The organism is Peptoniphilus lacrimalis DSM 7455, from assembly GCF_000378725.1.
GTDB classification, from domain to species: Bacteria; Bacillota; Clostridia; order Tissierellales; family Peptoniphilaceae; genus Peptoniphilus_A; species Peptoniphilus_A lacrimalis.
Window position 1 is genome coordinate 221,628 of record NZ_KB900367.1, and the last position, 14,019, is coordinate 235,646.

Consider the following 14,019-nt stretch of genomic DNA (forward strand, 5'->3'; position numbering starts at 1 on the left):
CATTTACACAAATAGTTTCTAAGGAATAGGAAATTTTAGTGAAAAACTTTTTTATTTTAAAAATTTTCTGTATAATAAAAATAGAAATGAGGTATTTATGGTTTCTTTAGAGAGAATTGACGAAGTAAATGAACTTTTAGATGAAATATGCGAGGAGCTGCCTTCTTATGCCTTTGAGCATTTGAACGGGGGTATAACTTTGTCTGAAGAGGTGAAATATCATCCCGAATCCCATAATGAAGACCTTCTTATTTTAGGACAATATGAAAGGTCTATTTTAGGTTTATCTATAACCATATTTTACGGTTCAGTTTATTTAATGTATGGATATTTAGACAGGGAAGATTTAAAAGATAAATTACGTCATGTTCTTTTTCATGAATTTACTCATCATTTGGAATTTTTGGCTAGAAATTATGATTTAGAGATAGAAGATGAGGAATTTATGGAAGATTATAGGAAAAGGTGGAAAGACTATGAAGATTAAAGGATATTTTTATAAGGGACTAGGCACTATAATTGACGTATTTTTGAAAATTGTTATAAGCCTAGTGAATTTTCTTGTAGATATATTTTCAACTATAAGACATGCCATCGGTCTTCTTATTTCAATGGGTGGTTGTCTATTTTTAGTTTTTATTTTTAATCCTTATTTTTTATATGGGGTAATACTTAATCCTTTTCTTTTTACTTTAATTGTACTTATAGTTATAGTACCATTTTTAGGTAAAATTTCCCTATCTTATTTAAAATATCTGCATTATGTGGCAACTGAATATTTTTATGATAGGGCTGATTATTATTTACTTGGAAAAAATTATGGTCATAAGGATTTTTCATCTTACTCAAGAGAATACATTGATAAACTTGAAAAAGAAAGGTTAAAAAGAGAAGAAGAAAGAAGAAAACAAGAGGAAGAGGAATGGAACAGAAGGTTTGAAAATTTCACTGGAGGATTTACCTGGACAACTTTTGATGATTTTGAAGACTTTTTTAGAAATGCTCAGTCAGGCTCATATAATTATGGTAATTATGGAGAAAACCAAGGAAATTATAGAGATAATTCTTACGGACCGAGTATGGGTCTAAATTTTAAAAAGCAATATGAGGATGCCTGTGACACCTTAGGAGTAAATTACAGTGCAGATAAATATGAAGTTAAGCTTCAATATAGAAAGATGGCAAAAAAATATCATCCAGATATAAATAAGGAAGAAGGGGCTACTGAAAAATTCCAAAAAATTAATTCAGCCTATGAATTTTTAAATGATTCAAATATAGAAAGATATAAAAAATTATCAGGAAATAACTAAATATATAAATTTTATAATAAAAAAATCTGAGAAGATAAAATTTATCATCCTCTCAGATTTTTTGTTTATTTTTTTAAATGGTCATCAATAATCTTTTGCATAACTTCTTGAGATAAGTTTCCTTCATAAGCATTTAAAATTTTTCCTTGTGAATCCATTATTAGGAGTAAAGGAATTTTTTCTACAGTTTTTAAAGCATCTTCTGTTGTTGGATTTGGCAAAAGATTTTTAAAATTCAAATTATTTTCTTTAATTATATTTTGAGCCTCTTCTATATTTGTTGATGTATCAGCGGAAGTGTCAAGAATAAAAGCCGAAACTTTTAAATCTTTTTCATCATAATTTTTAGAAAGATTATTTATACTTACAAGAGTATCCTTACAGTCATTCCCATAAGTAGCCCAAATAATTAAAGCATTTATTTTTGAATCCTTGTAAAAATCACTAGATTTTATTCTATTGCCATCAATATCTATAGTATCAAAATTAAATTCATTAAAAGTTAATTTTTTAGATTCAGGAACAGAAATTTGCGTTGATTCCTTTACATTGGTTTTATTTTTATCGTTTTGATTTTCTGTAGTATTTTGATTTTTGCCACAGGCAACCAGGGTTGAAATGATAATTAAAATAATAAAAAACTTTTTCATATGCTCCTCCTTATTAATATTATAACCACTTAAATTATAATTGTCTAATGTGATTAATAACTAAAAGAAAATTATTGAAAAACACTAAAACTTTATCTAGATTGATGATATAATAGATTTATAAAATCTATTATAGATTTGGGGGTGATTTTATGTCAGTTGATGCAATTTCTCAAGTTAAAAAAGCTGAAGAGGAGGCTTCTTTGATTGTTGAAAAAGCTAAAAAGAATGCTAAAAAAGTTGTTGAAAATGCAGAAATTGAGGCGGAAGAAATCTATAAAACTACAATTGAAAAAGCGAAGGAAGAAGCTAGTTCAAAAAGACAAGAAGCTTTACAAAAAGGAAAAGAGGACTCAGCCCCTATTGTTGAAAATGCTAAAAAAGAAGCAGAAAAAATAAAAAACGTTGATGAGGGCTCTTTGAAAAAAGTTGTGAAATCGATTGTAGAAAAGGTCGTGATAGAATGGCAATAGTTGATATGAGTAAATTTTATCTTCTAGCCTTTAAGGAGAAAAGGGAAAGCCTTTTAAAGGAATTACAAAAGTTTAAATATGTGCATCTGGTTGATTCGGGAAATGACTTTTCAAAAGAAGATTTAAGTGCAGTTTCAAGATCAGAGGAGCTTATAGATATAGATGACTATTTAAATAAATCCAAATATGTAATCGAAAGGCTTGAAAAAATAGAAGATAAAAAACCTGCCCTAGAAGCTTTAAAAGAGGGAAAAAAACATTTTACCTATGAGGAAATTAAAAATAGGGCAAGAAAATTTAACTTTTCGCAAATATATAAGGAAATCTCATCAATAATAGATGAGATTGAAAAAAAAGAAGCCGAGAATCAGGAAATTTTAAATAAGGTTAGTGAACTTTTGCCCTATAAGGCAATAGACCTTCCTTTGGAAGATTTAAAATTAACAAAATTTTCAAAAATTTATTTGGGGACAATTCCTCAAAGATATAAGGAAAATTTTGAAGAGCTTTTAAAGGAAAATGATTCAGTTTATTTTAATGTTCTACATACAGATAAGAATTATGCATATTATTTAATTATTTGTCATAAATCTGATGATGAGGATGTTATTGATGCTTTTAGAAAAATGGGCTTTACCTTAGTTAATTTCAAGGAAAAAGGCACAATTAATGAAAACATTAATTCTTTACGTGAAAGAAAATCACAAAATTTAGATTCTATAGATACTTTGAATAAAGAATTAAAAAATTATTTGAAATATCTTGATGATTTTAAAATATATTACGAATATCAGTCCAATGAAAAACTTAAAGTTATTTCATCAGAAAAGTTTTTGAGAACTAAAAACTTAGACTTGATAGAGGGCTATGTACCAAGTAAATTTTTAAAATCTTTTGAAGAAGCTATACAATTAATTTGCGGTGATGATTACTATTTATATAAAAAAGAAGCCGATAGAAATTCCCATGAAGTTCCAATTATGTTAAAAAATAATAAATTTGTTGGTCCTTTTGAGATGCTTACTGAAATGTATTCAATGCCAAAATACAATGAAATAGATCCAACACCTTTTTTTGCACCATTTTATTTTATATTTGCAGGAATAATGATTGGTGATTTAGGATATGGACTCTTAGTATTTATTGGAAGTTTACTAACTCTAAAGTTTTTCAATCTCGATAAAGCTACAAAAAGATTTATGACTTTCTTTAATTATCTAAGTATTTCGGCTATGATATTTGGATTGGTATTTGGTTCATTTTTCGGAGGAATTATTCCTCTACCAACACTTATAAATCCAGCAGAAGATATTATGGAAATGCTTATGTTATCGTTGCTTTTAGGAGGAGTTCATATATTTTTTGCACTCGGCATAAAAGCATATATGGATATTCGTGATAATAAACCAAAAGATGCTTTTTATGATGTAGGCTTATGGTATATGGCACTTATTGGAGCAATTGGATTTGGTCTATCAAAAGCAGTTTCCATGAATCCAATTGTTGTAAAAATTTTGTTTTATGCGATGATTATTGCAATGGTAGGAATAGTTCTTACAGGAGGTAGGAGCGAAAAAACAACCCTAGCAAAGTTTGGATGGGGAGTTTATGCTCTTTATGGAATAAGCTCTTATATAGGAGATTTTGTTTCATATTTAAGACTTATGGCACTTGTTTTGAGTGGGTCATTTATAGGTCTTGCAGTAAATATGATTGCCGGTATGCTTTTTGGAAGTTCTATAATAGGAAAATTATTTGCAATAGTAATATTTTTAGTATTTCAAGCATTTAATTGTTTTTTATGCTACTTATCAGCTTATGTTCATACAGCAAGATTGACATATGTAGAAATGTTTAACAAATTTTATGAAGGTGGAGGAATCCCCTTCAAAAAAATGGTAGAAGATTCAAAATATTTTAATATAGACTAATTAGGAGGAGAATATGAAAGAATTATTTACACAATACCCAGGTCTTTGCCTGGCATCTTTGGGAGTTTTTTTGGCAGTAGCATTAGCTGGAGTAGGTTCAGCTATTGGAGTTGGTCTTGCAGGTGAAGCAGCAGCAGGAATTGTAATTGAAGAACCGGAAAAATTCGGTAAATCTCTTGTACTTCAGTTGTTACCTGGTACTCAAGGACTTTATGGTTTTGTAATTGGACTTTTTATTCTTTTTAAAATAAGCCCAGACCTTGCAGCACAAAGTGGTTTTATGTATATGGTTTCTGGTGGAGTAATTGGTCTTGGAGGACTATGCTCAGCTATAGCTCAAGGTAAAGTTTCAGTTGCAGGTCTTAATATTTTAGCAAAGAATGAAGAACAACAAACAAAAGGTATAATTTATGCAGTAATGGTAGAACTTTATGCAATTCTAGCCTTTGCAACTGCATTCTTCATACTATTTAGAGCCTAGGAGGTATTTATGCCCGGAATAGATAATATTATTAAAAAAATTACTGATGAAGCAAAAGAAAGGGCAAAAAACATAGAAAACCAAGCAGATAAAAAGAAAGAAGCTATTATAGGCGAAAAGACCGAAGAGGCTTTAGAAATTAAAAAAAGAATTCTTACAAAGTCAGATGAAGAAAGTAAATCAATTATTGAAAAGGCAAATTCTACAGCTAATTTAAAAGCTAGAGATATTATCCTTCTTGCTAGAGAAGAAATTATTGAGAGAGTTCTTAATTTGGTAAAAGATGAACTTAACGATTTGACTTCTGAAGATTTTATAAAATATTTAAAGGCTTCGACAAAAAATTTAAATTTGACCTCAAAAGATGAAGTTAAAATTCCAAAAAAATATTATGAAGATATTAAAAAAGCAGATTTGGATTTAAATATTTCATCAGAATTTATAGAAAGTGGTTTTCTTGTTAAGAAGGGCAATTTGATTTATAATGGTGATTTTTCCAGCATAGTGGATTCTATGAGAGAGGACCTTATGCCTTTGATATCAGATGAACTTTTTAAAAAGTAGGTGAGTAGATGGATAGAAGTAAGTTTATCCAAAGTTCTTCTTGGATTCGTGTTTTAGAAAAAAGATTACTTAGCCATCAATTTTTCTTGAGATTAGCAGATGCTCCTAGTCTAAAAGATGCTTTGAGGATGCTTAATGACACAATTTATCAAACTTCTATATCAAAGTTAGAAAAAGATACTGATTATGAAAAAGCTCTTTCTCAAGAACTTTTAAGGTTTTATAAAGAAATGTATGAGATTAGTCCTTCAAACATACCTATAGATTTTACTGTCTTAAAATATTATTACCATAATTTAAAGGTGATGGCAAAAGAATATGTACAAAAAGAAGATTTATCTCATCTTTATATACCTTTGGGTAATCTTGACATTTTTGGATTGAGAAAACTTTTACAAGAAAACACCTCAGCTAAAAATGAATACTTAAGAGAAGTTAAAGAAACTATAAGACTATATGAAAAAACAAAAAGGCCATCAGATATTGATATATACCTTGATAGATGTTATTTTAAATCTCTTTTGAAACTTGCAGATGAGGCAGATGAAGACATATTTTATTCTTATGTAAAAGATACAATAGATTTCAAAAATATAAGGTCTTTAATGAGAGCTAATGCTGAAGGTGCTGACTTGGAGTTTTTGACAGACATTTTAATTGATGGTGGAAATATTTATAAGGATAATTTTTATAACTACTTAAATACTAAAATTGAGCCTGATAGTAAACTTTTCAAATATTCAAATATCTATAAATATGTAAAACAGGGAACTGAATTTTTTGGAAAGGGAAGGTCTTTATCTCGTTTTGAACTTTTAGTAGATAATGAAATGGTCGATTTGATAAAAGATGCAAAAAAAATCACCTATGGACCCGAAGTTATTTTTGCTCATGTTATAGCTAAAGAAATTGAACTTAGAAATTTAAGAATAATTTTTGTAGCTAAACAAAATGGCTTGTCAAGTGAATTTATTAGAGAAAGGTTACGTGATACTTATGTATAAAATTGCAGTTATAGGAGATAAGGATTCTGTTCTTGCATTTATGGCTTTAGGTATTGATGTTTTTATTGCCTATGAAAAAGAAGAAACAAGAGATATTGTGGATAAACTTTCTCGAAAAGATTATGGAGTAATTTTCATTACAGAACAGCTTGCAGCTAAAATACCAGCTACAATTAAAAGATATGATGAAAAAATTATCCCTGCCATCATTTTAATTCCTTCTAATCAAGGTACTTTAGGTATAGGGATTAATAATCTTAATAAAAATGTTGAAAAGGCCGTTGGTGCTAATATATTGTAAGGAGGGGCAATGAGAAGTAAAGGTAAAATATTAAAAGTATCTGGTCCACTTGTTGTAGCAGATGGTATGAAAGATGCCAATGTTTATGACGTAGTGGAAGTTTCTAAAGATAAATTAATTGGTGAAATTATTGAAATGAGAGGAGATAGAGCCTCTATTCAAGTTTATGAAGAAACTACAGGAATTGGGCCGGGAGATGAAGTTGTATCAATAGGTTCTCCTTTATCAGTAGAATTAGGCCCCGGACTTTTAGAGCAGATGTTTGATGGTATTCAAAGACCTCTTGAAGCTTTGAAAAATTCAAATGGTGATTTCTTAGTAAGAGGGGGAACTTTTGAACATCTAGATAGAGAAAAAAAGTGGGAATTTAAACCTCAAGCTAAAGTTGGAGATATATTAGGTGCTGGCGATATCTTGGGTACAGTTGAGGAAACTTCAGTAATAACCCACAAAATCATGGTTCCTTATGGAGTAAAAGGTAAGGTAAAAGAAATTAAATCAGGCATTTTCACAGTTGCTGATACTATAGCAATTTTAGAAACTGAAAATGGAGATAAAGAATTAAATATGATTCAACGCTGGCCAGTAAGAAGAGGCAGACCTTACAAAGAAAAAATTGATCCTAGGGCTCCTTTAATTACAGGACAAAGAGTAATAGATACATTTTTCCCGATTACAAAGGGAGGAACTGCAGCTATACCAGGTCCCTTTGGAAGTGGTAAAACTGTAGTACAACATCAACTTGCAAAATGGGCAGATGCTCAAGTTGTAGTTTATGTAGGATGTGGCGAACGTGGTAATGAAATGACAGATGTACTTATGGAATTTCCTGAATTGATTGACCAAAAAACAGGGGAATCTATAATGAAAAGAACAGTTTTAATCGCCAACACATCAAATATGCCTGTTGCAGCCCGTGAAGCAAGTATTTATACGGGAATAACAATTTCTGAATATTTCAGAGATATGGGATATTCAGTAGCAATGATGGCAGATTCTACATCACGTTGGGCAGAAGCTCTTCGTGAAATGAGTGGACGTTTGGAAGAAATGCCTGGTGATGAAGGTTATCCAGCCTATTTATCATCAAGAATTGCACAATTTTATGAAAGGGCAGGACGTGTAATGTGTTTAGGAACTGATGAAAGGGAAGGAGCCTTATCAGTTATAGGTGCAGTATCACCTCCTGGAGGAGATATTTCAGAACCAGTAACTCAAAACACTTTGCGTATTGTAAAAATATTCTGGAAACTTGATTATGACCTTTCATATCAACGTCACTTCCCAGCGATAAATTGGATTGATTCTTACTCCTTATATCAAGATAAGGTAGATAAATATTTAGATGAAAACATAGATAAGAATTTTTCAAAGCATAGGAGAAGAGCAATAGGACTTTTGCAAGAAGAATCATCACTTCTTGAAATAGTAAGATTAGTTGGTAGAGATACCTTATCAGATGGGGACCAACTAAAGCTCGACATCACAAAATCTTTGCGTGAAGACTTTTTGCAACAAAATGCCTTCAATGACATTGATACCTACTGCTCATTAAATAAACAATATAAAATGCTTGATACTATATTAAAATTCTATGATGCAGGATTAAAAGCTTTAGAAAAAGGAGCTTATCTAAAAGAGATTGAACAATCTCCTGTCATTGATAAGATAGCAAGAATGAAATATATAGCTGAAGAAAATATTTCAAATATAGATTCTTTGCAAGAGGAAATAGCAAAAGAAATGAAATCATTAGAAAGAGGAGGTACCGAAGAAGATGCTTAAGGAATATAACTCAATAGCTGAAGTTGTGGGACCTCTAATGGTTGTTGAAGGCGTTGGGGGAGTTAACTACGAAGAATTAGTAGATATAGAATTACAAACTGGAGAAAAAAGACGTGGCCGTGTAATTGAAATTGATGAGGACAAGGCAATGGTACAAATTTTTGAAGGCTCCAGCGGAATAAATCTTACAAGAACCAAAGTTAGATTTTTAGGAAAACCACTTGAGCTTGGCGTAAGCCCTGATATGATAGGGCGTGTTTTTGATGGTCTAGGAAATCCTATAGATAACGGTCCAAAAATTATAGCTAAGAAAAAAATAGATATAAATGGAACTCCAATAAATCCTGTAAGCCGTGATTATCCGGAAGAATTTATTCAAACAGGAATTTCATCTATTGATGGGTTAAATACCCTAGTGCGTGGACAAAAACTTCCTATATTTTCACTAGCAGGTCTTCCCCACAACCAACTTGCAGCTCAGATTGCAAGACAAGCAAAAGTATTAAGTGGTGGTAATTTTGCTGTAGTATTTACAGCTATGGGAATAACTTTTGAAGAAGCTCAATATTTTATTGATGACTTGACAAAAACAGGAGCAATAGATAGGTCTGTATTATTTATGAACCTAGCTGATGACCCCGCAATTGAAAGATTAGCCACTCCAAAAATGGCTCTAACCTGTGCTGAATATTTGGCATTTGAATTAGATATGCACGTTTTAGTTCTTATGACTGATATGACTAATTATGCAGAAGCTTTAAGAGAAGTTTCTGCAGCAAGAAAAGAAGTACCAGGTCGACGTGGATATCCAGGATATTTATACACCGATTTGGCAGGACTTTATGAAAGAGCTGGAAGAATTAAGGGTCGCAAAGGCTCAATAACACAAATTCCAATCTTAACAATGCCTGAGGGAGATATAACTCATCCAATACCAGACTTAACGGGATATATAACAGAAGGTCAAATTATTTTATCTCAAGAATTATATAAACAAGGTTTAGAACCTCCTATAAATGTAATTCCATCCCTATCAAGACTTAAGGACAAGGGAATAGGTCAAGGAAAAACAAGAGAAGACCATGCAGATACGATGAATCAAATTTATGCAGCATACACTTCAGGTAAATCTGCTAAGGAACTTTCTGCAATTTTAGGAGAAACTGCCCTTACAAAATCAGACAAGGCTTTTGCAAAATTTGCAGATGAATTTGAAAAAAATTATGTATCTCAAGGCTTTGAAACAAACAGAAATATAGAAGAAACCCTAGACCTAGGTTGGAAATTATTAGATATAATTCCGAGAGGAGAACTAAAGAGAATTGACGATAAGTTAATTGAAAAATATTTAGGTGAAAAAGAAGAGGACTTAAAAGAAGAAGAATAAGAATAAAGAAAAAACAAGAGTCCATGTGATTTGCAATAATCAAATGACGAGGAAAAAAGAAAAAAGTAGGCGGATAATATGACTATATTAAAAGTTAATCCCACAAGAATGACTCAAACAACTCTTAAAAAAAGACTCTTAACAGCAACAAGAGGCCATAAACTTTTAAAAGATAAACAAGATGAGCTTATGAGACAGTTTATTGATTTAATAAAAGAAAATAAAAAATTAAGAGTTGAGGTGGAAAAAGAACTACACGATTGTTTTTCAGATTTTCTTATGGCTTCAGCCCTTATGAGTCCAGAAATGCTTGAGGAATCCATAGTATTACCCTCAATAAAAACTATGGTAAAAATCTCAAAAGAAAATGTTATGAGTGTAGAGATTCCTAAGATGGAATTCATTGTGGAGAAAACCTCACAACATGCTAGAAAATATCCATATGGTTATATAATGACAACATCAGACCTTGATAGTGCCATAGATAAATTAAAAACAGTAATGGATAGGCTCCTTTTACTCGCCCAAAAAGAAAAAGCCTCACAACTTATGGCTGATGAAATTGAAAAAACAAGGCGTAGAGTAAATGCACTAGAATATAAAACTATACCTGATCTAAAAGACACTATAAAATATATAAGAGCTAAACTTGATGAAAGTGAAAGAGCTAATATAACAAGATTGATGAAGGTAAAAGACATTATTTCTAAGGAAGAAGAAAAGGAACCAGTAAAGTATGATAAGGTTGATTTTAATTTTGATACTTTATGATAAATAAATAACTCAATTATTAGGGAAGTTTATAGCTTCCCTAAATTTTTTGCTAAATACAGTAGTGGTAATTTTAAGAGATTTATTATAAAATAAAATAAATAATTTGGGAGGGAATGTACATGATTTTAGTAGTTGACTTTGGAGGTCAATATAAAGAACTTATTGCAAGAAGAGTACGTGAATTAAATATATATTGCGAAGTAATTTCCTACAAAAATGCATTAGAAAAAGCAAAAGATGAAAAAGTAAAAGGAATAATATTCACAGGAGGGCCTTCATCAGTATATGAAGAAAATTCCCCTCAAATAGAAAAAGAAATTTTCGAATTAAATAAACCCATACTTGGACTTTGCTATGGAATGCAGCTAATGGCACATACCTTAGGCGGAAAGGTAATAGGAACAAGCCAAAGAGAATTTGGAAAGACAAAAATAATTACAAAAGAATCTGTAATTTTTGAAAACTTAAATGAAGAAGAATCAGTTTGGATGAGCCACAATGACAGAGTAGAAAAACTACCTGAAGGATTTGAAATAATAGCAGAATCAAAAAATTGTCCAGTGGCAGCAATGGAAAACACAAGTAAAAACCTATACGGATTTCAATTTCATCCAGAAGTAAATCATACAATACATGGAAAAGAAATGCTTAAAAATTTCCTATTAAACATATGCCACGAAGAACAAAATTGGACTATGAAAAATTATGCCAAAATAGCAATAGAAGACATAAGAAAAAAAGTAGGGAAAGGTAAAGTCCTTCTAGCTCTATCAGGAGGAGTAGACTCATCAGTAACAGCAGCCTTAGTATCAAAAGCAATAGGAGAAAATCTGACATGTATCTTTGTAGATCATGGACTTATGAGAAAAAATGAAGGGGACGAAGTAGAAGAAGCCTTTAAAAACTCAGGCATGAAATTTATAAGAATAGATGCAGAAGAAAGATTTTTAAATAGATTAAAGAAAGTAACAGACCCAGAAAGAAAAAGAAAAATAATTGGGGAAGAATTTATAAGAGTCTTTGAAGAAGAAGGAAGAAAAATAAAATCTGTAGACTACTTGGCACAAGGAACAATTTATCCTGACGTAATAGAATCAGGACTTGGAGGAGCAGTAATAAAATCTCATCATAATGTGGGAGGACTACCTGATGTAGTAGACTTTAAAGAACTAATAGAACCACTTAGAATGCTTTTCAAAGACGAAGTAAGAAAACTAGGAAGAGAACTAGGACTTGCAGATTATTTAGTAGATAGACAACCATTCCCAGGACCAGGACTAGCCATAAGAATAATGGGAGAAATAACAAAAGAAAAATTAGATATCCTAAGAGATGCAGATAAGATCTTTAGAGAAGAATTAGAAAAATCCATGGATAGAGAAGAAATAAGCCAATACTTTGCAGTTCTAACAGATAATAAATCAGTAGGAGTAATGGGAGATTACAGAACCTATGACTATACCCTAGCCCTAAGAGCAGTGAAAACATCAGACTTTATGACAGCAGACTGGGTAAGAATCCCCTATGAAGTATTAGATAAAATTTCAGTAAGAATAGTAAACGAAGTAGACCATATAAATAGAATAGTTTATGATATAACAACAAAACCCCCAGCTACAATCGAATGGGAATAATCGCAAAATTTTCTAAAATGGCTTGATTACAAGCTATATAGAGAATAAAAAATGGCTACTGGTACTCAAATGGTACTGGAAGCTAAAAAGAATAAACTAAATAATAGTTCCAAGTGGTTTACATTTGGACAAAAAATTAGATCATAACTTAAGTGTTATGGTCTTTTTTATTTGATAGGTTGTACAATTAAAAGCGACATCTAGTATAAAATAAATTTAAAAAATCAACTAAAAATATACTCAACATATGAAGAAAAAGAAATTTATATTATAGACCTAGAACAATTTAGAGATTTACAATGGTCACTTTCAAATGCAACAAATAATATAAACCAGACCGTAAAAGCAACTAATACAACGGGAGTCATTTATAAGAAAGATATAGATTATATGAGAGAAAAAATAGAGAAAATATCCAAGGAGTTGTGGGATGTGCATTCACTATTATTAAGGAGGGAATGAAAAAATGTAGAAATTATGATAATATTTAAACTTCTAGTTCAATAATTAAAGTTTTATAATACTACGATATGCTCTATTTCTATAGGAGTGTATAGATATTTAAATGCAAAAAATGTATCAACCCTTACCCTTATGTCAGGATTTAGGTTGATACACAAAATTATTTACAGCCCCAGTTAAATATAGACAATCAAGATTAACTAGTAATTATCATTTAATCTTAAATTAGTGCGTTCGATTTTAAATTGTACAAATAAGTGTTGACAATCCAAGGTGTAAAAGTTCGAGGCAAGTTGACCCGATGTGTAGAGGGGCAATAAATTAAAACTTATTTATTATCAATCTCAAATTTTTTTTGTAGCATTTCCAGACTTTGATAAACGATTTTATATTGTTCATCTGTCCATTCTGATGTTAACTTCTGATTAAATTCTTTTAATGCTCTACTTAAAGGTTCATATTTTAATCGTCCCCTTTCTGTAAGATATATTTTTTTGTTTCTCTTATCTTTAGGGTCTGTTTCTCGTGTGATATATCCCTTTTGCTCTAATGATTTAACCATTCGAGTCGTAGCAGCCTTATCTACTTTCACAAGTTTTGTTAATTCATCCTGAGTCAATCCATCCTGTTTTGTAAGTGCCATGTAATAAGGCTCTTCTCCGACACTTATATCAAATGGAACAACTACATTTTTTAATTCTTGCTGAATACATCTTGATAAATAAGTTATAAGTTTTCCAATGCTTTTGTTCACTTTATGCCTCTTTTCTTCTTAAAAATTTGTCCAATATCACATTCCAAAAAATACTAGAAAAATATCCAAATACAACATTAATAGGAAATGAGGAAAAATATATTTTCCAGAAATTCTCATCATATCCCTTCATTCTTAACAATCCGCTTATAGACATAATTGCAGTAAAATATATCGCTGGAATTATTGATGAAAAAACTAAAAAAACAATATATGATTTTCCAGTATATAGTTTCTCTGTTACTTTTGCACCTATAAGTCCAGCCGGAAAAATCAAAGATGCTATACTTGCAACTATAGATTGTAATAACATCATTGCAAGTATAGACGGAAAAACAATTTTTCCAGTATTCATCTGAGACATAATACAACTCATTGTACTCCCCATCAATATAGGGAAAATATAACGTTTATATTTCATTACTCTTACCTCACTTTTAAGAATAACTGAAGTATATCACAAATTAGTTGATGCGTCAACTAATTTGTTTTTAAGTTTATATCTC

At 30.7% G+C, this 14,019-nt stretch carries 16 protein-coding genes; 13 read left to right on the top strand and 3 right to left on the bottom strand.

Features of this window, described 5'->3' with window-relative positions; genetic code table 11:
• The first annotated feature begins 97 nt into the window (after positions 1-97).
• The gene (locus tag F594_RS0101065) at positions 98-487 is read left to right on the top strand and encodes a metallopeptidase family protein (RefSeq protein WP_004824265.1); all 390 of its coding nucleotides are present in this window, start codon (positions 98-100) and stop codon (positions 485-487) included.
• Positions 477-1,313 carry a DnaJ domain-containing protein gene (locus F594_RS0101070; protein ID WP_004824245.1) on the top strand — a complete coding sequence of 279 codons (837 nt, stop codon included), beginning with the start codon at positions 477-479 and terminating at the stop codon, positions 1,311-1,313. Before F594_RS0101065 ends, F594_RS0101070 begins: the two co-directional genes overlap by 11 nt.
• Positions 1,314-1,378: 65 nt before the next feature.
• On the opposite strand, the gene F594_RS0101075 is transcribed toward F594_RS0101070, so the two are convergent.
• Positions 1,379-1,963, bottom strand: a complete 585-nt coding sequence (locus F594_RS0101075) for a thioredoxin domain-containing protein (protein ID WP_009344816.1) — start codon at positions 1,961-1,963, stop codon at positions 1,379-1,381.
• 152 nt (positions 1,964-2,115) lie between these two features.
• Between F594_RS0101075 and F594_RS0101080 the strand changes: the two genes are divergently transcribed.
• From F594_RS0101080 to F594_RS09860, 11 genes are all read left to right on the top strand, one after another.
• Positions 2,116-2,436 carry a V-type ATPase subunit subunit G family protein gene (locus F594_RS0101080; RefSeq protein WP_019034254.1) on the top strand — a complete coding sequence of 107 codons (321 nt, stop codon included), beginning with the start codon at positions 2,116-2,118 and terminating at the stop codon, positions 2,434-2,436.
• The gene (locus F594_RS0101085) at positions 2,427-4,367 is read left to right on the top strand and encodes a V-type ATP synthase subunit I (RefSeq protein WP_019034255.1); all 1,941 of its coding nucleotides are present in this window, start codon (positions 2,427-2,429) and stop codon (positions 4,365-4,367) included. Before F594_RS0101080 ends, F594_RS0101085 begins: the two co-directional genes overlap by 10 nt.
• A 13-nt stretch (positions 4,368-4,380) precedes the next feature.
• The gene (locus tag F594_RS0101090) at positions 4,381-4,848 is read left to right on the top strand and encodes a V-type ATP synthase subunit K (protein ID WP_004824197.1); all 468 of its coding nucleotides are present in this window, start codon (positions 4,381-4,383) and stop codon (positions 4,846-4,848) included.
• 9 nt (positions 4,849-4,857) lie between these two features.
• Positions 4,858-5,412, top strand: coding sequence for a V-type ATP synthase subunit E (locus tag F594_RS0101095; RefSeq protein WP_019034256.1), 555 nt, complete (start codon positions 4,858-4,860; stop codon positions 5,410-5,412).
• Positions 5,413-5,420: 8 nt separating this feature from the next.
• On the top strand, positions 5,421-6,416 hold the full coding sequence (locus F594_RS0101100) for a V-type ATP synthase subunit C (protein WP_019034257.1): 996 nt from the start codon (positions 5,421-5,423) through the stop codon (positions 6,414-6,416).
• Positions 6,409-6,717 carry a V-type ATP synthase subunit F gene (locus F594_RS0101105; RefSeq protein WP_004824224.1) on the top strand — a complete coding sequence of 103 codons (309 nt, stop codon included), beginning with the start codon at positions 6,409-6,411 and terminating at the stop codon, positions 6,715-6,717. Before F594_RS0101100 ends, F594_RS0101105 begins: the two co-directional genes overlap by 8 nt.
• 9 nt (positions 6,718-6,726) lie before the next feature.
• Entirely contained in the window at positions 6,727-8,502 is a 1,776-nt protein-coding gene (locus tag F594_RS0101110) for a V-type ATP synthase subunit A (RefSeq protein WP_019034258.1), read from the top strand.
• Complete coding sequence (locus F594_RS0101115) at positions 8,495-9,889, top strand: V-type ATP synthase subunit B (RefSeq protein ID WP_009344852.1); 1,395 nt, start codon at positions 8,495-8,497, stop codon at positions 9,887-9,889. The genes F594_RS0101110 and F594_RS0101115 overlap by 8 nt, the downstream gene beginning before the upstream one ends.
• Positions 9,890-9,967: 78 nt before the next feature.
• Positions 9,968-10,660 carry a V-type ATP synthase subunit D gene (locus tag F594_RS0101120; protein WP_004824194.1) on the top strand — a complete coding sequence of 231 codons (693 nt, stop codon included), beginning with the start codon at positions 9,968-9,970 and terminating at the stop codon, positions 10,658-10,660.
• Between the two features lie 122 nt (positions 10,661-10,782).
• On the top strand, positions 10,783-12,297 hold the full coding sequence (gene guaA, locus F594_RS0101125; protein WP_019034259.1) for a glutamine-hydrolyzing GMP synthase: 1,515 nt from the start codon (positions 10,783-10,785) through the stop codon (positions 12,295-12,297).
• Positions 12,298-12,507: 210 nt separating this feature from the next.
• Positions 12,508-12,759, top strand: a complete 252-nt coding sequence (locus F594_RS09860) for a mobilization protein (RefSeq protein ID WP_072071454.1) — start codon at positions 12,508-12,510, stop codon at positions 12,757-12,759.
• Between the two features lie 328 nt (positions 12,760-13,087).
• Here F594_RS09860 and F594_RS0101135 read toward each other — a convergent pair whose 3' ends face one another.
• Together F594_RS0101135 and F594_RS0101140 are read right to left on the bottom strand one after the other, a co-directional pair.
• Positions 13,088-13,513, bottom strand: coding sequence for a MarR family winged helix-turn-helix transcriptional regulator (locus F594_RS0101135; protein WP_002840511.1), 426 nt, complete (start codon positions 13,511-13,513; stop codon positions 13,088-13,090).
• Between the two features lies 1 nt (position 13,514).
• A complete protein-coding gene (locus F594_RS0101140) occupies positions 13,515-13,889 on the bottom strand; it encodes a hypothetical protein (RefSeq protein WP_019034261.1) in 375 nt (124 codons plus the stop codon).
• Positions 13,890-14,019 lie beyond the last annotated feature (130 nt).